Origin of the sequence: Pseudalkalibacillus hwajinpoensis (genome assembly GCF_015234585.1) — a bacterium.
In the GTDB taxonomy this organism is placed as follows: Bacteria; Bacillota; Bacilli; order Bacillales; family Guptibacillaceae; genus Guptibacillus; species Guptibacillus hwajinpoensis_B.
In genome coordinates this window covers 1,161,843-1,183,973 of the sequence record NZ_JADFCM010000008.1, presented here as the reverse complement: position 1 = coordinate 1,183,973, position 22,131 = coordinate 1,161,843, and the positions used below count along the sequence as shown (strand labels likewise).

Here is a 22,131-nt window from a genome sequence, read left to right as displayed (position 1 = left end):
GCCTCAGCCGAATTCATTAGCTCTTTTGACTTTGTTCTTCACGTTCACGCTGTTCTTTCAAAATCTCTTTACGAGAAAGGTTAACGCGTCCTTGCTTATCGATTTCTTTCACTTTAACCATGATTTCATCACCGATTGAAACAACGTCTTCTACTTTGTTTGTACGCTCTTCAGCTAGTTCAGAAATGTGAACCAGACCTTCTTTCCCAGCAAATAGCTCAACGAATGCTCCAAATTTCTCAACTCGTTTCACTTTACCAAGATAAGTTGTGCCTACTTCCACTTCTCTAACAAGATCTTCGATCATTTTCTTCGCTTTTGCGTTCATTTCTTGCTCAGTAGAAGAAATAAAGACCGAACCATCCTGCTCAATATCAATTTTTACGCCAGTTTCTTCAATGATCTTATTGATGATTTTACCGCTTGGTCCAATAACGTCGCGGATTTTATCTGGTTTAATTGACATTGTGAGAATCTTAGGTGCGTATGCAGAAAGCTCAGTACGAGGTTCGTTGATCGCACTCATCATGTTTTCAAGAATGGCGAGACGACCGTTTTTCGCCTGCTCAAGAGCCTGACGAAGGATGTCTTCGTTAATTCCAGAAATTTTAATATCCATTTGAAGAGCTGTTACACCTTGCTTTGTTCCAGCAACTTTAAAGTCCATGTCACCAAGAGCATCTTCCATGCCTTGAATATCTGTAAGAACTGTTACATCCTCGCCATCACTTACAAGTCCCATTGCAATACCTGCAACTGGTGCTTTGATCGGCACACCTGCATCCATCATCGCTAGCGTACTAGCACAAATACTTGCTTGTGAAGTAGAGCCATTTGATTCAAGAACTTCAGATACAAGACGAATCGTATACGGGAAATCCTTCTCAGTTGGAATAACCTTCTCAAGTGCACGCTCACCAAGGGCACCGTGACCAATCTCACGACGACCAGGTCCACGCATTGGTCCAGTTTCGCCGACGCTGTATTTCGGGAAGTTATAGTGATGCATGAATCGCTTAGATTCTTCTGTACCAAGACCATCGAGAATCTGAACATCTCCTAGTGCACCAAGAGTACAAATGCTAAGTGCCTGGGTTTGTCCACGAGTAAACAATCCAGATCCGTGTGTTCTTGGTAGAATTCCTACTTCAGAATCAAGTGGACGAATCTCATCAACGCCACGACCATCAGGTCTTACTTTATCTTTTAGAATTAAACGACGAACTTCTTGCTTAACGAAGCTATTTAGAATTGATTTCACTTCATCGGCACTATACTCTTCGTTTTCTTCATATGCTTCAGTTGCACGCGTCATTACAGCATCAATTGCTTCCTGCCTAGCATGCTTTTCAATCACTTTTACAGCTTCTTTAATGTCAGATAAGTACTGTTCACTAAGAGCTGCTTCAAGCGTTTCATCTGCAGTCTTAAGAACAACTTCGCGCTTTTCTTTTCCAGTAGCTTCAATGATCTCTTCCTGGAATGAAATCAGGCGTTTAATTTCTTGGTGACCAAAAAGAATACCCTCAAGCATGATTTCTTCAGGAACTTCTTCAGCTCCAGCTTCAACCATGTTAATTGCATCTTTAGTACCTGCAACTGTTAGGTGAATATCACTCTGTTCAAGCTGCTCAACGTTAGGGTTTGCAATAAACTCCCCATCAACGCGTCCAACGATAACGCCAGCAATTGGACCATCAAATGGAAGGTCACTAATACCAAGCGCTAGAGATGAACCGAACATTGCTGCCATCTCAGAAGAGCAGTTTTGATCAACGCTCATCACTGTGCTGACAACTTGAACTTCATTACGGAAACCATCAGGGAATAATGGACGGATCGGGCGATCAATTAAACGACTCGCAAGAATCGCTTTTTCACTCGGACGTCCTTCACGCTTGATGAATCCTCCAGGAATTTTACCTACTGCATATAATCGTTCTTCATAATTAACCGTTAGTGGGAAAAACGGAAGGTCTTTCGGCTCTTTAGAGCCTGTAACCGTTGCTAGTACGGCTGTATCGCCGTAACGGATCAATGCTGCACCGCTCGCCTGTTTAGCCAGTTGACCAATTTCAACTGACAACTCGCGACCAGCCCAATCGATTGAAAACACTTGCTTATCTTGTGCCATTAATGTGAGAACTCCTCTCATCCAATAAAATCATTTCTTTTATTATACCCTAACCTTTTTGCTTCTAAAAAGAAAGGAAGAAATCTATGTATTTTTAACCTAATAAAAAAGCGGGAAAACATCCCGCTTTTCTGAATCATTATCGACGTAGACCAAGTTCTTTGATAAGTTCGCGGTAACGAGTAACGTCTTTGTTACGAAGATACGTTAAAAGATTACGGCGTTTACCAACCATCTTAAGAAGACCGCGACGAGAGTGGTGGTCTTTCTTGTGGAAACGTAGATGATCGTTCAAATTGTTGATTTCCTCAGTAAGGACAGCGATTTGAACCTCTGGAGAACCAGTATCATTCTCGTGAGTTTTGAACTTAGTGATAAGCTCTTGCTTACGTTCTTGTGTGATTGCCATCCGTTTCACCTCCTTAATTTCTAATCCCCTGATACCGCGCAAACGTCGGTGACTCGATAGCCCAGTATAGGTTGTGTACTTGTCGTACAGATATTAGATTACAGGTTTTTGTTCTAAAATGCAAGGGAAATCTATTTCAGTATTTCTCTTGCATCTTTCGCATCCTGACCTATTTGGGCAATTAAGTCATCAACAGAAGAGAATTTAACCTCTCCACGAATCTTTTGATGGAATTCAACCTCTACAGACGATCCATACAAATTGCCACTGTAATCAAATATGTGAACTTCCAGTGACGGCTGATCAGGTTTTTCATCATAGAAGGTTGGTTTGTATCCAACATTGCATACACCACTCATCCAGCTACCTTCCGTTTTCATGCGCACTGCATAAACACCTGTAGCTGGTACGAGATACTCGTCTTTAAGATCGATGTTGGCCGTTGGGAAGCCAATTGTGCGGCCGCGCTGATCTCCTTGAACAACAGTGCCCTTCACCGTGTAGTTCCGACCTAGAACGGCTTTCACGTTCTGGACAGCCCCTTCACGAATATATGAGCGAATTAAAGTAGAGCTTACTTTCTCGTCATGTTGAGATACTTTATCAATCACCGTTTGACTAAACTGGTTACGGGCATGAAATGGAAGGGAGTCCATCGTCCCTCTTCCTTTACTTCCATATGTAAAATCAAACCCTGCTACAACGTGAACAACTGATAAGGCAATAATATAATCATCAACAAATTGCTGAGGTGTTAATCCTGCAATCGTTGTATCAAATTTCACGACATAAAGAACGTCAATTCCAAGCTGCTCAATAAGCTCAATTTTATCATCAAGTGGTGTAATGGCTTCTGTTTGAGGTGTAGACTTCCCCAAAACGACTGATGGATGGGGATAAAACGTCATAACTGCTGACTCTACGCCTTTATCCTCAGCGATTTCTTTCGCAGTCGAAATCACTTTCTGATGGCCGCGATGAATGCCATCAAAATATCCAAGCGCCATGACGGCAGGATGTTCAGATTTTAACTGATGAGGATGCGATAAATAAATTGTTTTCAACGGTTTCACCTTCTAACTTCATCTCGAAAACACTTTTTCAGGCTTCATTAAGCCCGGCTTCTCAGGATGTTTTTGATAGATTGCAATTGCTTCTCCGTCCCTATTGTACATAACAAGTCTATTCTCTGTCATCTCTTCCAACTGAGGAAGCACAGCGCCATTTTGGAGCTTCTCTTCTAGCGCAGAATCAACAGTAAAGGATGGCATAGCAGAAAGAGCGTATTCCATAGGAAAAAGAGATAGCGTTTCCTCTTCTATCATCTGTTTTATCTCATCAAATGTCAAACATTCTTCTAGTTTAAATGGGCCGGACGCTGTCCGAATCAGAGACGACATGTGAGCTGGAAAACCTAGCTTTTCTCCAATATCAACCGCAAGTGTTCGAATATATGTCCCCTTACTGCACGTGGCACGCACAGGGATAGAGACCGCTCCTTCTTCAAGCGTTACCTCTCCAATTAACTCTAGGTCATGAATCGTTACCTTTCTAGATGGACGATCCACCACTTCTCCTTTAAAAGCATACTCATAAAGTCGTTTGCCGTTAATTTTGACAGCAGAATACATTGGGGGAACTTGCTCGATCTCACCTCGAAACGCAGCAAGTGCTTCTTCTATATCGTTAGTTGAAGGCAGTTTGTCTACTTTCTTTTCTTCCACTTTCTCTCCAGATGCATCTTCAGTCGTCGTTGAAAACCCTAGTGTAATCACTGCTTCATACGTTTTAGAAAAATCCGTCATATACTGGGCCACTTTAGTTGCTCTGCCGATACATAGTGGTAAAACGCCTGTTACATCTGGATCCAAAGTTCCTGTATGACCAACTTTTTTTGTCATTAATAGCTTTCTAGTAACTGCTACACAATCATGAGACGTCATTCCGGCTGGTTTCTTTAGTGGTAATATGCCGTTCATTGTTTTCCTCCTTTCAATGTGATGACATAGAGAAAGGATAGACATTCCTGCCTATCCCTTCGTTTCTACTCATCCGCTTGATTTAAATCTGCAAGAAGTCGTTCAATTTTGTTACCATAATCGATCGATTCATCAAATTCAAAATAGATTTCCGGTGTTTTGCGAAGACGAATGCGTTTCCCTATTTCAGAACGAATAAATCCAGTTGCTTTCGCAAGACCATTCAGGGTAGCTTCTTTCTTCTCTTCATCACCAAGGACAGTAATAAATACCGTTGCTTGCTGTAGATCATTCGTAACTTCAACAGCTGTTACTGTAACGAAACCTACGCGCGGGTCTTTAATCTTCCTGCTGATTATATCACCAAGTTCTTTCTTCATCTGTTCACCAACACGATTTGCGCGAACATTACTCATCGTTACACCTCGTTTCTTTCCTAAAGCCACTCATAAGTTGCTCGAGTGAGTTCGATATCAGGACGTGAATCAATCAATGAGACGGCACGCTGGAGCTCACGCTCGCATGCCGTTTTGCTTGAAGCCGTTGTAACAATACCAATAACGGTATGTTGCCATAAATCCTGGCTGTCAAGCTCAGAAACAGAGAGATTATAATGCTTCAGACGGCTAATAACCGACTGAAGCACAGATCTTTTTTCCTTCAAGGATTGCGCATCATAAATGATGCATTCACATTCTATATACCCAATCACTTAGGCTTTACTTCAACCATAATATACGCTTCAATGATGTCGCCTTCTTTAACGTCATTGAATTTTGCAAGCGTAATACCACATTCGTACCCTTTTGCCACTTCTTTCGCATCGTCTTTGAAGCGTTTCAATGTATCCACTTCACCTTCGAATACGACAATTCCGTCACGGATGACACGAACGCCAGAATTACGAGTGATTTTACCTTCTGTTACGTAAGATCCTGCAATTGTACCTACTTTAGAAACTTTAAACGTTTCACGTACTTCAGCTTGACCAATCACTTTTTCTTCATAAACTGGATCAAGCATTCCTTTCATTGCAGATTCAATCTCTTCAATCGCGGTATAGATCACGCGATGCAAGCGAATTTCTACTTGCTCAGAATCAGCTACTTTCTTCGCATTTGAATCTGGACGTACGTTAAATCCGATAATGATCGCATTAGAAGCAGATGCAAGGATAATATCTGACTCTGTGATCGCACCAACAGCTGTGTGAATAATGTTGATCTTAACACCTTCTACTTCAATCTTCTGAAGTGAGCCAGCAAGTGCTTCAACAGATCCTTGTACGTCAGCTTTCACGATAATGTTGATATCTTTCACATCGCCCTGCTGAATCTTTTCAAATAAATCATCCAAATTCATTTTAGAAGATTCTTTACGCTGAGCTTCAATTTGCTGCTGATTACGTGCTTCACCAACTTGACGTGCTGTCTTCTCGTCTTCAAATGCTACAAAGCGATCTCCAGCATTTGGTACGTCACTTAAACCAGTCACTTCTACAGGAGTAGAAGGTGCGGCTGTTTCAACACGCTTACCAAGATCGTTGACCATAGCACGAACACGACCAAATGTGTTACCAACTACAACTGGGTCACCGACTTTAAGCGTTCCTTCTTGAACAAGAAGTGTTGCGACTGGGCCGCGTCCTTTATCTAGCTGTGCTTCAATTACTGTACCTGTAGCAAGCTTATTAGGGTTTGCTTTAAACTCTTCTACTTCTGAGATCAATAGAATCGTTTCGAGAAGATTATCAATTCCTTCACGCTTAATGGCAGAAAGGTTAACGAAAATCGTATCGCCACCCCATGCTTCAGAAACAAGTTCATACTCTGTTAGTTCCTGCATCACGCGATCAGGATTTGCTCCTTCTTTATCCATCTTATTAACAGCAACGATAATTGGCACTTCCGCTGCCTTCGCATGGTTAATAGCTTCAACCGTTTGTGGCATAACGCCATCGTCTGCTGCAACAACTAGAACCGTGATATCCGTTACTTTTGCACCACGTGCACGCATTGTTGTAAATGCAGCGTGTCCAGGAGTATCAAGGAACGTAATTTTTTTGTTATTTTCTTCGATCTGGTAAGCACCGATGTGCTGCGTAATACCACCAGCTTCACCCTGCGTTACTTTTGTATCACGGATTCCGTCTAGTAGCGTTGTTTTACCATGGTCAACGTGCCCCATGATTGTAACGACTGCAGGACGTTCAACAAGCTTTCCGTCCTCATCTTCACTTGTGTAATTATCAAGATCCGTTACTTCAAATAGCTCTTCTTCTTCCACTTTTACGCCATAATCATCACAGATAAGTTCCATTGTATCTTTATCTAGTTCCTGATTAATGGTTGCCATAACACCAAGACCCATTAACTTCTTGATCAGTTCAGAAGCATCTTTACCTAGCTTTTCAGCAAGCTGTCCAACTGTTAATGAACCAATGAAAGTTACTTTAGAAGGCAATCTTCTTGGAGCAGCCGTGTTTTTAGGTGGCTGTCCTTTTCCACGGCGGTTTGGACGACGTCCACCGCGACGGTTATTTGGTGCGCTTTTGCTATTCTTTTGATTTGCATTTGCTTTTGGGTTGTTTCGATTGTTTTTATTTTCCATACTGTTTTTGTCGCTTCCCTTTTTGGATTGTTTCGAATCGTTATTAAGCTTATCAATGGCCTGATCATCAATCACAGACATATGATTGTTTACCGTAATATTCATGCTTTTTAACTTTTCGATAACATCCTTACTAGTAGTATTATGTTCTTTTGCATATTCATGAATTCGCATCTTACTCATACGATCACCCCCGAGTTATTGATCGAGCATTGCGTGTAGCTTCTTCGCAAACCCTGCATCAGTAACGGCTATCGTGACTCGTTGAACTTTGCCAATTGCATGACCAAGCTCATAGCGCCCTGTTACAAAACATACTGGGACTTTATAAGTAGTTGCTTTATCCGTTATTTTCTTTCTTGTGTTATCAGATGCGTCGCTCGCAACTAATACGAGTCTTGCGCTCTTGCGCTGAATTTCCTTCACCACAAGTTCTTCTCCAGACACGACTTTGCCAGCGCGCTGAGCGAGTCCTAACAGTGACTCCCAATTCTTATTCTTCATTTAATTTGACCGCGATTCTGCGAGGTCAGCATAAATATCTTCCGTCACTTCTGCTTTTAGATGAGCCGCTAAAGAATTTCGCTTCTTAGCAAGTACGAAACACTCTTCTTTGTTACAAAGGTATGCGCCCCGTCCATTCTTTTTACCCGTTTGGTCGATCGATATAACCCCTTCAGGCGAACGAACGATTCGAACGAGCTCTTTTTTAGGCTTCATTTCTTGACAGGCGACACATTTCCGCATCGGAATTTTACGTTTTTGCACGATGGACACCTCTCCTGATCTTGCTTAATCTAGCTCAGAATCTTCCGCGTCATTCTCTTCGAATAGAGGAGCTTCATCAGCACTATAGATGCCAAGCTCTTCCGCTTCAGATTGACTCTTAATATCGATTTTCCATCCAGTCAGCTTCGCAGCAAGGCGTGCGTTTTGACCACGCTTCCCGATTGCAAGTGAAAGCTGATAGTCAGGTACGATAACCTGAGTCATTTTATTTTCTTCGTCTACATTTACTTTAAGTACTTTTGAAGGACTTAGTGCATTTGCTACGTATGCAACTATGTCTTCAGACCAGCTTACGATGTCAATTTTCTCACCTTTAAGCTCATTGACAATCGCTTGTACACGCTGACCACGCTGTCCTACACATGAGCCAACCGGATCAACTTCAGGATCTTCTGCGTGAACCGCAATCTTTGAACGATCCCCGGCTTCTCGTGAAATGGACTTAACTTCAACCGTTCCATCGAATATTTCAGGTACTTCAAGTTCAAATAAACGCTTAAGAAGACCAGGATGAGTTCTCGAAACCATCACCTGTGGCCCTTTGGTTGTTTTTTCAACTTTTGTCACATATACCTTGATACGATCATGGGAATGATACGTTTCGTTCGGCATTTGTTCACCTGCAGGGAGAAGTGCTTCGATACGACCGAGGTCAACATAAATAAAACGATGATCCTGACGCTGAACAATTCCTGTCATGATATCGTCTTCGCGTTCAATAAATTCGCTAAATATGATCCCACGTTCTGCTTCACGGACACGCTGAGTAACAACTTGCTTCGCTGTTTGAGCTGCGATACGACCGAAATTACGAGGCGTTACTTCAATTTCTACGATATCTTCTAATTCATATTGTCGATCAATGTCTTTCGCATCTTCAAGTGAGATCTCAAGACGAGCATCTTCCACTTCTTCTACGACATCTTTTCGAGCGAATACTCGGATCGAACCTGTATCCTGATTAAAGTCAACTCTAACGTTTTGCGCCTGATGGAAGTTTCGCTTATATGCTGAGATAAGCGCTGCTTCAATCGCCTCAACGATAATATCCTTGCTGATGCCCTTTTCTTTTTCAAGAATATTTAGCGCATCTAATAACTCACTACTCTTCATTTTTCATTCTCCCCTTTAATTAAAAAACAACCGCAAGCCTTGCGCTTGCTACTTTTTCATAAGGTAATTCTACCTTTTTAATTCTTGTTTTCACTCGCTGATCAATAACAACCACTTCTCCATCGAAGTCCGAAAGTACACCTTCAAAGCTCTTTTCACCATTAAATGGTTCATAGGTTGTGACATAGACTTGCTTGCCAACTGCCTTCTCAAAGTCCGTACGTTTTTTTAGCGGACGTTCTGCACCAGGTGAAGAAACTTCAAGGAAGTATGGTTGTGTAATTGGATCATGTTTATCAAGCTGTTCACTTAGCTTTTCGCTAATTATTCCGCACTCCTCAATATCAACGCCTCGAGGAGAATCGATATAGACACGGAGAAACCAATTCTTGCCTTCTTGTGTGAATTCTATATCTACAAGTTCCAAGTTCATTTCATCTACTATTGGTTTTACTAGTTCTTCAGTAACCGTAATCACATTTTCGTTCATTGGTTGTCCTCCTTTCTGATCCTGTACAGCAGGGTCCCAATCGAAAACGAAAGAGTGGGATAGCCCCACTCTTCCGTCGCGTGTGTATTCACTAGTATTTCCACAATTACTATACCATACTCATATAACCAATTCAACAGAGAAGCGAAGGCGCCTCATTAGAATAAGCTGAGTTGATTCGCATCTGGAAGTCCTTCAAGACATCCATGATCATCCAAGTACTCAAGTACAGTCTTTGAAATCTTGCTTCGCTGCTGTAAATCTTCTTTTGATAAAAATTCACCGGCTTCTTTGGAGTTTTCAATATTGATCGCTGCATTCGTCCCTACTCCCGGAAGAGAGTTAAATGGAGGAATGAGCGAATCTCCATCGACTACGAATTCAGCCGCTTTTGATCGATAAAGATCTACTTTCTGCATGCGGAGCCCACGTTCTGACATTTCAAGCGCAATCTCCATCACGGTTAATAGGTTTTTCTCTTTCGGTGAAGCATCAAGTCCCTTTTCATTGATTTCTTCGATTTTTGCGCGAATCGCGTTGGATCCTTTCGCCATCGTATCAATGTCAAAGTCATCGGCTCTTACGGTAAAGTATGCTGCATAGAAAAGAATTGGATGGTGAACTTTGAAGTAAGCGATCCGAACAGCCATTAACACATATGCTGCTGCGTGAGCTTTCGGGAACATATACTTGATCTTCAAGCACGAATCAATGTACCAGTCTGGCACATCATGTTTCTTCATTTCAGCTACCCACTCTTCTTGCAATCCTTTCCCTTTTCGCACAAACTCCATAATTTTAAATGCGAGGGACGGGTCAAGGCCTTTGTAGATCAAATAAACCATAATGTCATCACGACAACCAATTACTTCACTAAGGTTACAAGTACCAGCTTGAATCAATTCCTGTGCATTACCTAACCACACATCAGTACCGTGGGAAAGACCTGAAATCTGAACGAGCTCAGAAAATGTACTAGGTTTCGTATCTTCTAGCATTTGACGAACGAATCGTGTTCCGAATTCTGGGATTCCGTAAGTTCCTGTTTTACACATAATTTGATCCTGTGTCACTCCAAGAGATTCCGTTCCACTAAAGAGCTTCATCACTTCAGCGTCATCTGTTGGGATGGTTTTCGGATCAATTCCACTTAAATCTTGAAGCATACGAATAACCGTAGGATCATCGTGCCCAAGTATATCAAGCTTCAACAGATTATCGTGGATCGAATGGAAATCAAAATGGGTTGTTTTCCATGCGGATGTTTTATCATCTGCTGGGAACTGAATAGGTGAAAAATCGTAGATGTCCATATAATCAGGTACTACGATAATACCACCCGGATGCTGCCCAGAGGTACGTTTTACTCCTGTGCACCCCGACACGAGACGATCAATTTCAGCCCCTCGATAGTGAAGGTCATGGTCTCCCATATATCCTTTTACATAACCGTACGCCGTCTTCTCAGCGACTGTACCGATTGTTCCTGCTCGGAATACATTGTCTTCTCCAAACAGTTCCTTCGTATAATTATGGGCACGCGGCTGATATTCCCCTGAGAAGTTCAAATCAATATCGGGTACTTTATCACCTTTAAACCCAAGAAACGTCTCAAACGGTATATCATGTCCGTCTTTTGTAAGAGGTACATCGCAATCTTCGCATGATTTGTCTGGAAGATCGAACCCTGATCCTACAGAACCGTCATCAAAGAACTGTGACTTCTTACAAGATGGACAAACATAATGTGGTGGTAATGGGTTCACTTCAGTAATTTCAGTCATAGTGGCAACAAATGAAGAACCTACAGACCCACGTGAACCAACGAGATAGCCGTCGTTTAGTGACTTCTTAACTAGCTTATGAGAAATCAAGTAGATAACGGCGAATCCATGGCCAATAATACTTTTTAGCTCTTTTTCAAGTCTCTCTTCCACTATTGTTGGCAGTTCATCACCATAAATGCTTCGAGCCATATTATAGCTCATCTCACGCATTTCTTCATCGGCACCTTCAATTCGAGGTGTGAATAGATCATCTTTGATCGGTTTAATATCATCGATCATGTCGGCTACTTGCTGTGGTTTTTGTACAACAATTTCCTTCGCTTTATCTGCCCCAAGAAAATGGAAGCAATCAAGCATTTCGTTCGTCGTTCTAAAATGAACCTGAGGTAACGTTTGGCGATTTAATGGGTTACCCGCCTGTGCTTTAATAAGAATTTTACGATAAATATGATCCTCTGGCTCGAGATAATGAACGTTACCAGTAGCGACGACTGGCTTATTTAACTTCTCACCAAGCTTTACAATCTTACCAATAATTTCACGCAACGCCATTTCATCTTGAACAAGTTCTTTCTCGATTAAATGCATGTAATTTTGTGGCGGCTGCACTTCCAGATAGTCATAAAACTTCGCGATGTCCTCTACTTCTTCAGGTGACTTTTGCATCATCCCTTCAAAAACTTCACCCTTGTCACAGCCTGAACCGATCAGCAGACCTTCGCGGTATTTCTCAAGCTTAGAACGAGGAATACGTGCAGTTCGGTAGAAATAATCAATGTGAGAAAGGGAAACGAGCTTGAACAAGTTTTTTAAACCTACGTCATTTTGCGCCAATATGATCGTGTGCGATGGACGCGTACGTTGGAAACCAGTTTGCCCCATATTATCATTCAGCATATTATGGTTTGTAATTTCACGCTCAAGTGCATCTTTCACCAATTTCCACAATAAATACCCTGTTGCTTCCGCATCATAAATCGCTCTGTGGTGCTGAGTAAGGTCGATATCAAACTTTTTACAAAGCGTATTTAAGCGATGGTTTCGCATTTCCGGATATAGAAAACGAGCAAGCTCAAGGGTATCAATTACTGGATTTGTTGCTTCTCCTAACCCAATATTACGTAACCCTACATTCAAGAAGCCCATATCAAAGCTAGCATTGTGAGCAACAAGAATGTCATCTCCCATGAATTCGTGGAAGTCTTTTAAGACGTCTTCAATTTCAGGGGCGTTCATAACCATATCGTCCGTAATCCCCGTTAGTTCAATGGTTGTTGAGGAAAGAGGATGATGCGGATTAGCAAATCGCTCAAACTTATCAACGATTTCTCCATCTTTCAATTTTACTGCTGCTAACTCGATAATTTTATTATAAACAGCCGAAAGTCCGGTTGTTTCCACGTCAAAAACAATATAAGTGCCCGTTTCAAGATCACGATCAGCTTCATTGTATGCCATCGGTACCCCATCATCGACAAGGTCTGCTTCTAAACCATAGATAACCTTTATACCGTTCTTTTGTCCTGCTGCATACGCATCGGGAAATGACTGTACAACATTATGATCCGTAATGGCGATAGCAGGATGTCCCCATTTAGCTGCTTGTGTAATCAATTCCCCTGTTGAACTGACGGAGTCCATTTGACTCATTTGTGTGTGAGCATGTAGCTCAATACGCTTTTCATCCTCAGGCGCCTCATCTACTCGTAAATCAGGTTTGATTTCAGTTAAATCGTTTCCGATCATAACAAGATCGCGTACAAACGTATCATTCTGGATCCCACCGCGTACTTTCACCCAGATTCCTTTTCTTACTGCTTCTAAAATCGGAACATCTTCTTTATCGCGGGAGAACATTTTCACAAGGATTGAATCCGTGTAGTCCGTTATTTTAAACGTTAATAGCGTTCGTCCACTTCTAAGCTCTTTCGTTTCAGCATGGAAGACATAACCTTGAACAGCAATGCGTCGTTCTTCGTCCTGAATAGTTTCGATCGGTACTGGATCTTCTTTGATCTTGTAACCAATGACAAGAGAATCTGGAACGTTTTTACTTGAAGATTTATCTGCCTTTTCTTTTTCGATCAAGGCTTCCATCATTTTAGATTGATCTTCTTGTTGTTTTTGTTCAACAAATTTTTGATAATCCTGTTCAGAAGCCTTAACTTCTACTTCAAGCATGTACTTCGGAAATCCAGCGTGCGTATAACACTCTGACAAAGGACCAGATAGCTTTCGTCTTGCGATTGCAGCTTCCGTTTCATTACGAACCGTTACAATAAGCTTATTTCCACTTATTTTAGGCGTTTGACTTTTCAATACAGCTGTTAGGGAGGCGGAATGCTCTTTCATCAGTTCAGCGACATTGTCCCAGTATGCCATTGCTAATTCTTCATTTCCTCCACTATCTGTGGAGATTCCGTAAGTCACTGTAGCGATGTGCTTTAATCCATCTTGCAGACGACTGCGAAATAGCTCATATACATGAAAGGGAAGAACGTCTGGAAAATGAAAGTCAAAATGCCATTTTCTGGTTTCTTTGTATACAGTTAATTTCGAAATGTACCCATCTCTAAAATAATCAACGAATTTATCAGGAATCGATATTTGTTGAAGGAGCAGTTGGAGACGTTCTTTTCTGATGTTTAAATCCTGGTCCATTCAATTGTTCCTCCTTCTTAAAAATGCGTTAAGGTAACGAAAAAAAGGTGGAAGGTACCACTGGCACCTATCCACAATTTTAGTTCATTTGTGTTAAAAGCTGCTGGATTGTCTCGTTCAAGTTATCAACTGATACTTCAATTGACTCTCCAGTATCTCTTCGCTTCACTTCCACGATCTCATCGTTTGCTTTCTTACCAACGATTACGCGTAATGGAAGACCGACGAGATCCGCATCTTTAAACTTCACACCTGCACGCTCTTTTCGATCATCGTAAAGAACATCGTAACGCTCATTCTGTAGAGATTCATATAGACGATCTGATAGAGCTGTTTGATCAGCATCTTTCACGTTGATTGTAATCAAGTGAACATGAAATGGTGTTACAGCAAGAGGCCATTTCAGCCCATTGTCATCTGCATTTTGCTCAGCGATCGCTGCAAGCGTTCGTGAAACGCCGATCCCATAACAACCCATCATAATAGGCTTAGCTTTCCCACCTTCATCAAGATAAGAAGCGCCCATTGTTTCACTATATTTTGTTCCTAGCTTAAACACCTGGCCAATTTCAATGCCTTCCGCAAAAACAATCGTTCCATTGCCATCTGGAGAAGGATCTCCTTCTTGAATAAAACGAAGGTCTTCATAACTTGTAACGGAAAGGTCTCGATCTGGATTAACATTCTGATAAGCATGTTTACCACTAATTGATCCGTTGACGATGGCTTTAACTGCATTGTCTGCAATAACCTTGCCGTTAAATTCTTTCACATCAACTTCTTCATTCAAGACTTCTACCATATCCGTTGCGAATAGGTGCTTAACCTTGATGTCATTTAATTCATGATCCCCTCTTACAAGAAAAAGAACGGTCTCATCTTCTACCTTAATAAGAGAAGTACGGATATGGCGTTCTAACGAAGCCTCGCCTTCCCCTTTAGTTAAAGGTGCCTCTGGCTCGTCCGATTTCTCATACGCTACATGAACTTCTGCCATTTCAATATTGGCCGCGTAATCTGAAGAATCACTATATGCGATCGTATCTTCCCCAACGCTAGATAATGCCATAAATTCTTCTGTATCTTTACCACCCATTGCACCCGAATCAGCCACAACAGGGCGGAAATTCAAGCCCAGGGTACTAAAGATTCGACTATAAGCACTATGCATATCATTGTAGGCTTCATCAAGCTGTTCTTCAGAAGAATGGAAAGAGTAGGCATCTTTCATAATAAACTCTCTTCCTCGAAGCAAACCAAAGCGTGGACGACGCTCATCACGATACTTTGTTTGAATCTGATAAAGAGTCACCGGCAATTGCTTGTACGATTTCAACTCATCGCGAACAAGACTTGTAATTAACTCCTCGTGAGTGGCACCGAGAGCAAAAGGTCTACCGTGGCGATCCTTTAGTCTCATTAGCTCAGGACCGTAAACGTCCCATCGCCCCGTTTCCTGCCATAGCTCAGCAGGTTGAATCGCTGGCATCAATAATTCCTGTGCACCAGTTTCATCAAGCTCTTTTCGAATGACTTCTTCAATTTTCATTAGTACTTTCTTTCCTAATGGTAGGTATGAATAAATACCTGAAGCATTTTGACGTATAAAACCCGCTCTGACAAGGAGCTGATGACTTTTAATTTCGGCATCAGCTGGATTATCTCGAAGGGTTGGATTAAAATATTTAGATTGTTTCATCTACTGCACCTCATTTCATTCTTAAAACGGGTCCCGTGGCTCCTATAGGAAGAAGCGTTGGATATCATTCCATGTCACTACTAGCATGAGTAACATGAGAAACGAAAAGCCAATAAAGTGAACTAAGCTTTCCTTTTGCGGATCAATTGGCTTGCCACGTAACGCTTCCACACCGATGAATAGTAGTCTTCCTCCATCAAGTGCAGGAAGTGGCAATAAGTTGAAAATACCAAGGTTAATACTCAAGAAACCAGCCCATCTCATGAGAACATAAAGCCCTCCAGATGCAGCTTCTTCTGTGTAACTATAAATTCCTACAGGTCCTGAGAAAGCATCGATGGAAAGCTGCCCCGTTACAAGCTGGCCAAGTCCTACGAATATGGCCTTTCCGAATTCATACGTTGATGTAAAACCAAAAACGATAGAGTCTAAGAAATCCACTTGATATTCTGGGGAAACCCCAATACGACCAACAGATTGATTTTCAGAAAGCTCTTGTTTTTCTGGAGTAATGGATAAAGAGACCGATTCACCTTCACGATCTACTTTAAATCCTAGTTGATTATTTGCGTTATCCTGAATAATAGACGTCATCTTATTCCAGCCTGTTATTTCAGTCCCATTAATTTCAGTAATAACATCACCATTCATCATACCGGCTTGCTCAGCAGGACTACCTTCAACGACTTCCTTAACCTGGCTCGTTGGCGTCCCTTGTAATAAGCCTAGCGTGATGAAAATAACGATCGCAAGTAAGAAGTTCATTACTGGGCCAGCAAAAATGGCCAGGAAACGGTCCCAAAGCGACTTTGAACCGAATTGACGATCAAACGGCGCAATCTGAAACTCAGATCCATCCATCACATAATGAGATGTTTCATCAATATGGAATACCGTAGCTGGTTCATCTTCGTCTTCGTATCCTTTAATATAAAGCCCACGCTCAAGGTCGGCTTCTTCAACCGTTACTTCTTTTAAATTAGGGTAAGCTGATTTTTGATTGATAACAATCTTTTCAACTTTATTCTGATCATTAAACAGAAGCCCAACACGCTGTCCAGGTTTCAATTCAATCATTTCAGGATCTTCGCCGGCCATTCGAACAAATCCACCGAGCGGCAGAAGTCTGATCGTGTAAACCGTCTCACCTTTCTTGATTGTGAAAATTTTCGGTCCGAAGCCTATGGCGAATTCTCGGCACAAGATTCCTGCACGTTTTGCCAGGAGCAAGTGACCCAATTCATGGAAAAAGACAAGTGCTCCGAATATGATAATGATCGAAATCACAGTATTCATATCCACTTACCACCTTTATTTAATTAATGACTGAACTCGTAATCTTGTTTCTGAATCTACAGCAAGAATTTCTTCAAGCGATGCATTTTGAACGATATTGTGGTTTTCCATCGCCTGTTCTACGAGCTCTTCGATCGTTAAGAAATCGATCTTTCCCTCCAGAAATGCTGCAACGGCCGTTTCGTTTGCCGCATTCATGACGGCTGGGAGTGAACCACCGGCGCGGCCAGCTTCATAAGCTAACTTTAATGCGCGGAAGCGGTCGTAATCAACCTTCTCAAAATGTAACTTACCAACTTCCCATAAGTTTAACCGTTTTGCATTTCTGATTTCAAGTCGATCAGGATAGCTAAGTGCATACTGAATTGGAATTCGCATATCCGGAGTACCTAGATGGGCCATGACACTACCGTCTATGTACTCTACCATCGAGTGAATAATACTTTCTTTATGAAGCAATACATCAATCTGATCATAAGGTGTTCCAAACAGCCAGTGCGCTTCAATCACTTCAAGGCCTTTGTTCATCATTGTAGCTGAATCAATGGTAATCTTAGCACCCATGGACCAGTTCGGATGATTTAAAGCATCATTCACACTAACTCCTACAAGTTCTTCACGTGTTTTATCACGGAAGCTTCCACCTGATGCTGTAAGAATGAGGCGCTCCATTTGATCTTGTTTTTCACCATTCAAGCATTGAAACAACGCTGAATGTTCGCTATCTACTGGCAGAAGGGCAGATCCATGTCGTTTGGCTGCCTCTGTTACGAGATGCCCAGCAGTTACAAGCGTTTCTTTATTTGCAATAGCAATCGTTTTTCCCTGTTCAATCGCTGAAAGGGTCGGAGAAAGTCCGATACTGCCGAGAATAGCATTTACAAGAACGGTTGAATCGTGATGACAGGCTACTTCTAGCAATCCTTCATCTCCATAGACAATCTTTGTCTTTCTTGAAATTGTTCTTCTGAGCGAGTCAGCATCTTCTTTCTTTTGAACAGATAATAGCTTTGGCTTAAATTCCTCTGCTATTTCCACCGCTTTTTGAACATTTTTCCCTACTGAAACAGCTACAAGGGAAAACATGTCAGGGTGCATTCTCACAATGTCGAGAGTCTGAATACCGATTGAACCAGATGCTCCCAATAAGCTTATTTTCTTCAAACGACCCGTTCCTCCAATCTACTCTGTTTCATCAAACCAGGTTAAGTAAATGCAGAAGAGGGAGAACGAATATTAGACTATCAAATCGATCAAGTATCCCTCCGTGCCCTGGCAAGATACTGCCTGAATCCTTCACTCCGTAATGACGCTTGAATGCTGATTCAACAAGGTCACCTATCTGTCCAAAAACAGAAGTTAGAACGGAGACGATCAAAACAACTATCATGGAATCATACACCGGATAAATCAATTGAAAAACAACGCCAACAAGAACTGCCATTACAACGCCGCCAACTGCACCTTCAACCGTTTTGTTCGGAGATATATGAGGCCATAGCTTTTTCCTTCCGAGCGATCGTCCTACAAAATATGCGCCAGAGTCAGACGCCCATATAAGAAAAATAATAAAAAATAAATGAATCATACCATCTAAATTATTTTCTCCCAGGTACCGCGTCGCTGTAAAATAATAGAAACCTAGACCGACATATAATGAAGCCATCATAATAAATGAACTTTCATCAAAACTATACTTATTCTTCGTAAGGACAGTCATAGCAAGCAAAATAAGCAAACCGAAGAACAAGAGGTCAATCTTGGTGAATACAGACGACGTCAATGACGCAATCCAGTCGTCAGGCATAACAAGAATCCACGTTCCGACGATAGCAAGTAATCCAGGAAGTGAAACCAATGTGATTTTCTTCATTAGTAACAGTTCGACCATTCCAACAGTGGCAACAAGCGCCATCAAAATGATAAATGGCCAGTCTCCTACAATAATCATTCCTAACAAAAGGGCGCCAAAAATCACACCCGTAATAACACGTTGTTTCATTACGTTAATGTCCTCCTACACTTACACCCCGCCGTAACGTCTTCCTCTTCGCTGGTATTCCTGTACGGCCTCAATAAAATGGTGCTCTGTAAAATCAGGCCAAAGAACTTCCGTAAACCAAAGTTCAGTATAAGCTAACTGCCAGAGCATAAAGTTACTTAAGCGAATTTCTCCGCTTGTCCTTATTAATAAATCCGGGTCCGGGTACTGGCTACTGAGTAAATACGAAGAAATCTTCTCTTCCGTAATCTCTTCTTCCGTCAGTATCCCCTTTCTTACATCACTTAATAACCGCTGCATCGCTGTTTTCATTTCATGACGGCTACCATAGTTAAGCGCGAAGTTAAGAATGAGTCCGGTATTGTCTTTCGTCTCTTTCACTGCCTTGCTTATGGCTTTGAACGTATGGGGGGGCAGCTGTTCTCGTTCTCCCATAATTCTAACTTGAACGTTCTGCTCGATCAATTCTGGCAGGTGGCTAAGTAGAAATTGCTCAGGGAGCTTCATTAAAAAGTCTACTTCTTCCTTTGGTCGTTTCCAATTCTCGGTCGAAAAGGCATACAGGGTTAAATATTGAACACCCAGGTCATTCGCCTTTCTTACGATTTTTTTTACAACCTTAACGCCTTCACGGTGGCCAGCCACACGCGGGAGACCTCGCTTCTTCGCCCAGCGTCCATTGCCATCCATAATGATCGCAATATGTCCTGGGATATTTGCAGATGTGTTAATTTCTAAATGTTCCTCATCTTCATTCTTTCTCATCCAGTTCGAGAACTTCCCAAGCATTGCAAATCCTCCATTGTGTCACTTACTTAACAAAAAAACCCCCTGTGGGAAAAGAGGGTCCTTTTATTATCTTATTTTACATGTTATTGAATTAGACTTCCATGATTTCTTTTTCTTTATCAGTCGCAACACTGTCAGCTTCAGCTACATACTTGTCAGTAAGCTTTTGCACATCGTCGTTGCCACGGCGAAGCTCGTCTTCTGTAATATCGCCATCTTTTTCTTGTTTCTTTAACTCATCATTTGCATCTCGGCGAATGTTGCGAAGCACAACTTTGCCTTCTTCAGCATACTTCTTAACGAGTTTCACAAGATCTTTACGACGCTCTTCTGTTAGAGCTGGAATCGTTAGACGAATAACATTCCCATCATTAGAAGGTGTTAGGCCAAGATCTGATTTAAGAATTGCTTTTTCGATCTCGCCGATTGAAGTCTTATCATAAGGTTGGATTAGTAGCATACGTGCTTCCGGAACAGAAATACCAGCAAGCTGGTTAACTGGTGTTGGAGCACCGTAGTAGTCAACTTGAATTTTATCAAGTAGAGAAGCGTTTGCTCTTCCAGCTCTTAGTGTTGCTAGCTCACGCTTTAAGCTTGAAATTCCATTCTGCATACGTTCTTCAGCGTTTTTCAAGATTTCTTTCGTCATCTTAATTTCTCCCCTTTACAACTGTTCCAATTTCTTCGCCGCAAATGGCGCGCTTAATGTTTCCTTCTTCCATAATGGAAAAGACAACAAGTGGAATGTCATTATCCATACAAAGTGAAGAAGCTGTGGAGTCCATTACAGCTAAGCCTTCCTTAAGTACATCAAGGTAAGAAAGGGTGTCATACTTCTTCGCAGTAGCGTCAACTGTAGGATCGGCTGTGTAAACCCCGTCTACGTTGTTCTTCGCCATTAAAATAACATCTGCTTCAATTTCTGCCGCACGCAATGCAGCAGTCGTATCTGTTGAGAAGTATGGATTACCAGTACCAGCCGCAAAAATGACAACGCGTTTTTTCTCAAGGTGTCGAATCGCTTTACGACGAATATATGGCTCAGCTACCTGCCTCATTTCAATTGAAGTTTGAACACGCGTTTCAACTCCAATATTCTCAAGGCTATCCTGCATTGCTAGTGAATTCATCACTGTTGCAAGCATCCCCATATAATCAGCAGTAGCACGGTCCATTCCCATCTCACTGCCTACTTTACCACGCCAGATGTTTCCTCCGCCAACGACGACAGCCACTTCCACACCCATTTCGTGAATTTCCTTCACTTGAGATGCGATTGACTGTACGATTGTCGGTGAAATCCCTTGACCTTCTCCACCCGACAAAGCTTCTCCGCTTAATTTTAACACAACGCGTTCATACTTGGCTCCGCTCATTTTAACCCTCCAGCATGTTTATCAGTATTTGTTCTTGAAAAATAGGGAACACAACGTGTTCCCTATCATTGTTTTACTTCTTCACTTGAGACATAACTTCTTCAGCGAAGTTATCTTCACGTTTCTCCATGCCTTCGCCAACTTCGTAGCGGATGAAGCCTTTTACAGTAGCGCCTTTAGATTCAACGTACTTACCAACTTTTTGATCAGTGTCTTTAACAAACGGCTGATCAACTAGAGAAATTTCTTCGAAGAATTTGTTGATACGGCCTTCTACCATTTTCTCAACAATTTTCTCTGGCTTACCTTCGTTAAGAGCCTGTTGCTTCAATACTTCGCGCTCACGCTCAACTTCTTCAGCTGGAACAGCATCACGAGATACGAAACGAGGGTTAACTGCTGCAGTGTGCATAGCAACGTCTTTCGCAACTTCTTCGTCGGTTGTGCCTTCAAGAAGTGTTAGAACACCAATGCGTCCACCCATGTGTAGGTATGCGCCGAATGCGTCAGCGTCAGTTTTCTCAATGATTTGGAAACGACGAAGAGAAATCTTCTCGCCGATTTTAGCGATTTTGTCGTTTAAGAATTCAGTAACGGTTTGTCCGTTTTCCATTTTGCTTTCAAGAGCTGCGTCCACAGACTCAGGATTCGTTTTAAGGAGGTGATGCGAAATATCATTAATTAGTGAAATGAAGCTTTCGTTCTTTGAAACGAAGTCAGTTTCAGAGTTGATTTCAGCAATTACTGCTTTGTTTCCTTCAACAGCGATCGTTGCAAGACCTTCAGCTGCTACGCGGTCAGCTTTCTTAGCTGCTTTAGAGATACCTTTCTCACGAAGCCAGTCGATTGCTTTGTCCATGTCACCGTCGTTTTCTGTTAGAGCTTTTTTACAATCCATCATACCTGCACCAGTTTGTGCACGCAATTCTTTTACCATTTGAGCTGTTACTGCCATTAGTAATTCCTCCTTGAATTATGATATGTAATCATACCCTTT

The 22,131-nt window shown here is 41.8% G+C and carries 20 protein-coding genes; all 20 read right to left on the bottom strand.

Going from position 1 to position 22,131, the window contains the following annotated elements:
- Positions 1–16 precede the first annotated feature (16 nt).
- Positions 17–2,134, bottom strand: a complete 2,118-nt coding sequence (locus tag IQ283_RS17795) for a polyribonucleotide nucleotidyltransferase (protein WP_194221434.1) — start codon at positions 2,132–2,134, stop codon at positions 17–19.
- A gap of 139 nt (positions 2,135–2,273) precedes the next feature.
- On the bottom strand, positions 2,274–2,543 hold the full coding sequence (gene rpsO, locus IQ283_RS17790) for a 30S ribosomal protein S15 (protein WP_048309782.1): 270 nt from the start codon (positions 2,541–2,543) through the stop codon (positions 2,274–2,276).
- 131 nt (positions 2,544–2,674) lie between these two features.
- Entirely contained in the window at positions 2,675–3,607 is a 933-nt protein-coding gene (gene ribF / locus IQ283_RS17785) for a bifunctional riboflavin kinase/FAD synthetase (protein WP_194221433.1), read from the bottom strand.
- An 18-nt stretch (positions 3,608–3,625) separates the two neighbouring features.
- Positions 3,626–4,522, bottom strand: coding sequence for a tRNA pseudouridine(55) synthase TruB (truB, locus tag IQ283_RS17780; protein ID WP_194221432.1), 897 nt, complete (start codon positions 4,520–4,522; stop codon positions 3,626–3,628).
- Between the two features lie 65 nt (positions 4,523–4,587).
- Complete coding sequence (gene rbfA / locus IQ283_RS17775) at positions 4,588–4,938, bottom strand: 30S ribosome-binding factor RbfA (RefSeq protein ID WP_098443391.1); 351 nt, start codon at positions 4,936–4,938, stop codon at positions 4,588–4,590.
- Positions 4,939–4,958: 20 nt separating this feature from the next.
- Positions 4,959–5,234, bottom strand: coding sequence for a DUF503 domain-containing protein (locus IQ283_RS17770; RefSeq protein WP_194221431.1), 276 nt, complete (start codon positions 5,232–5,234; stop codon positions 4,959–4,961).
- Positions 5,231–7,315: a translation initiation factor IF-2 gene (gene infB / locus IQ283_RS17765; RefSeq protein ID WP_194221430.1), complete on the bottom strand. Its 2,085-nt coding sequence runs from the start codon at positions 7,313–7,315 to the stop codon at positions 5,231–5,233. The genes IQ283_RS17770 and infB overlap by 4 nt, the downstream gene beginning before the upstream one ends.
- Positions 7,316–7,330: 15 nt before the next feature.
- The gene (locus tag IQ283_RS17760) at positions 7,331–7,636 is read right to left on the bottom strand and encodes a YlxQ family RNA-binding protein (protein ID WP_194221429.1); all 306 of its coding nucleotides are present in this window, start codon (positions 7,634–7,636) and stop codon (positions 7,331–7,333) included.
- On the bottom strand, positions 7,637–7,900 hold the full coding sequence (rnpM, locus tag IQ283_RS17755; protein WP_276511843.1) for an RNase P modulator RnpM: 264 nt from the start codon (positions 7,898–7,900) through the stop codon (positions 7,637–7,639).
- A gap of 24 nt (positions 7,901–7,924) precedes the next feature.
- Entirely contained in the window at positions 7,925–9,034 is a 1,110-nt protein-coding gene (gene nusA / locus IQ283_RS17750; protein WP_194221428.1) for a transcription termination factor NusA, read from the bottom strand.
- Positions 9,035–9,053: 19 nt separating this feature from the next.
- A complete protein-coding gene (rimP, locus tag IQ283_RS17745) occupies positions 9,054–9,524 on the bottom strand; it encodes a ribosome maturation factor RimP (RefSeq protein WP_194221427.1) in 471 nt (156 codons plus the stop codon).
- A 158-nt stretch (positions 9,525–9,682) separates the two neighbouring features.
- Positions 9,683–13,972 carry a PolC-type DNA polymerase III gene (locus tag IQ283_RS17740; protein WP_194221426.1) on the bottom strand — a complete coding sequence of 1,430 codons (4,290 nt, stop codon included), beginning with the start codon at positions 13,970–13,972 and terminating at the stop codon, positions 9,683–9,685.
- A gap of 79 nt (positions 13,973–14,051) precedes the next feature.
- Positions 14,052–15,671: a proline--tRNA ligase gene (locus IQ283_RS17735; protein WP_194221425.1), complete on the bottom strand. Its 1,620-nt coding sequence runs from the start codon at positions 15,669–15,671 to the stop codon at positions 14,052–14,054.
- A 42-nt stretch (positions 15,672–15,713) separates the two neighbouring features.
- A complete protein-coding gene (gene rseP / locus IQ283_RS17730) occupies positions 15,714–16,967 on the bottom strand; it encodes an RIP metalloprotease RseP (RefSeq protein ID WP_194221424.1) in 1,254 nt (417 codons plus the stop codon).
- 15 nt (positions 16,968–16,982) lie between these two features.
- Positions 16,983–18,131 (bottom strand): 1-deoxy-D-xylulose-5-phosphate reductoisomerase, encoded by a 1,149-nt coding sequence (dxr, locus tag IQ283_RS17725; RefSeq protein WP_194221423.1) that lies wholly within the window; start codon positions 18,129–18,131, stop codon positions 16,983–16,985.
- Between the two features lie 31 nt (positions 18,132–18,162).
- On the bottom strand, positions 18,163–18,969 hold the full coding sequence (locus IQ283_RS17720) for a phosphatidate cytidylyltransferase (protein WP_194221422.1): 807 nt from the start codon (positions 18,967–18,969) through the stop codon (positions 18,163–18,165).
- A gap of 21 nt (positions 18,970–18,990) precedes the next feature.
- Positions 18,991–19,758 carry an isoprenyl transferase gene (locus IQ283_RS17715; RefSeq protein WP_194221421.1) on the bottom strand — a complete coding sequence of 256 codons (768 nt, stop codon included), beginning with the start codon at positions 19,756–19,758 and terminating at the stop codon, positions 18,991–18,993.
- Positions 19,759–19,849: 91 nt separating this feature from the next.
- The gene (frr, locus tag IQ283_RS17710) at positions 19,850–20,407 is read right to left on the bottom strand and encodes a ribosome recycling factor (protein WP_194221420.1); all 558 of its coding nucleotides are present in this window, start codon (positions 20,405–20,407) and stop codon (positions 19,850–19,852) included.
- 1 nt (position 20,408) lies between these two features.
- Positions 20,409–21,134: a UMP kinase gene (gene pyrH, locus IQ283_RS17705; RefSeq protein WP_194221419.1), complete on the bottom strand. Its 726-nt coding sequence runs from the start codon at positions 21,132–21,134 to the stop codon at positions 20,409–20,411.
- Positions 21,135–21,207: 73 nt separating this feature from the next.
- Positions 21,208–22,089, bottom strand: a complete 882-nt coding sequence (gene tsf / locus IQ283_RS17700; RefSeq protein ID WP_194221418.1) for a translation elongation factor Ts — start codon at positions 22,087–22,089, stop codon at positions 21,208–21,210.
- Between the last annotated feature and the right edge of the window lie 42 nt (positions 22,090–22,131).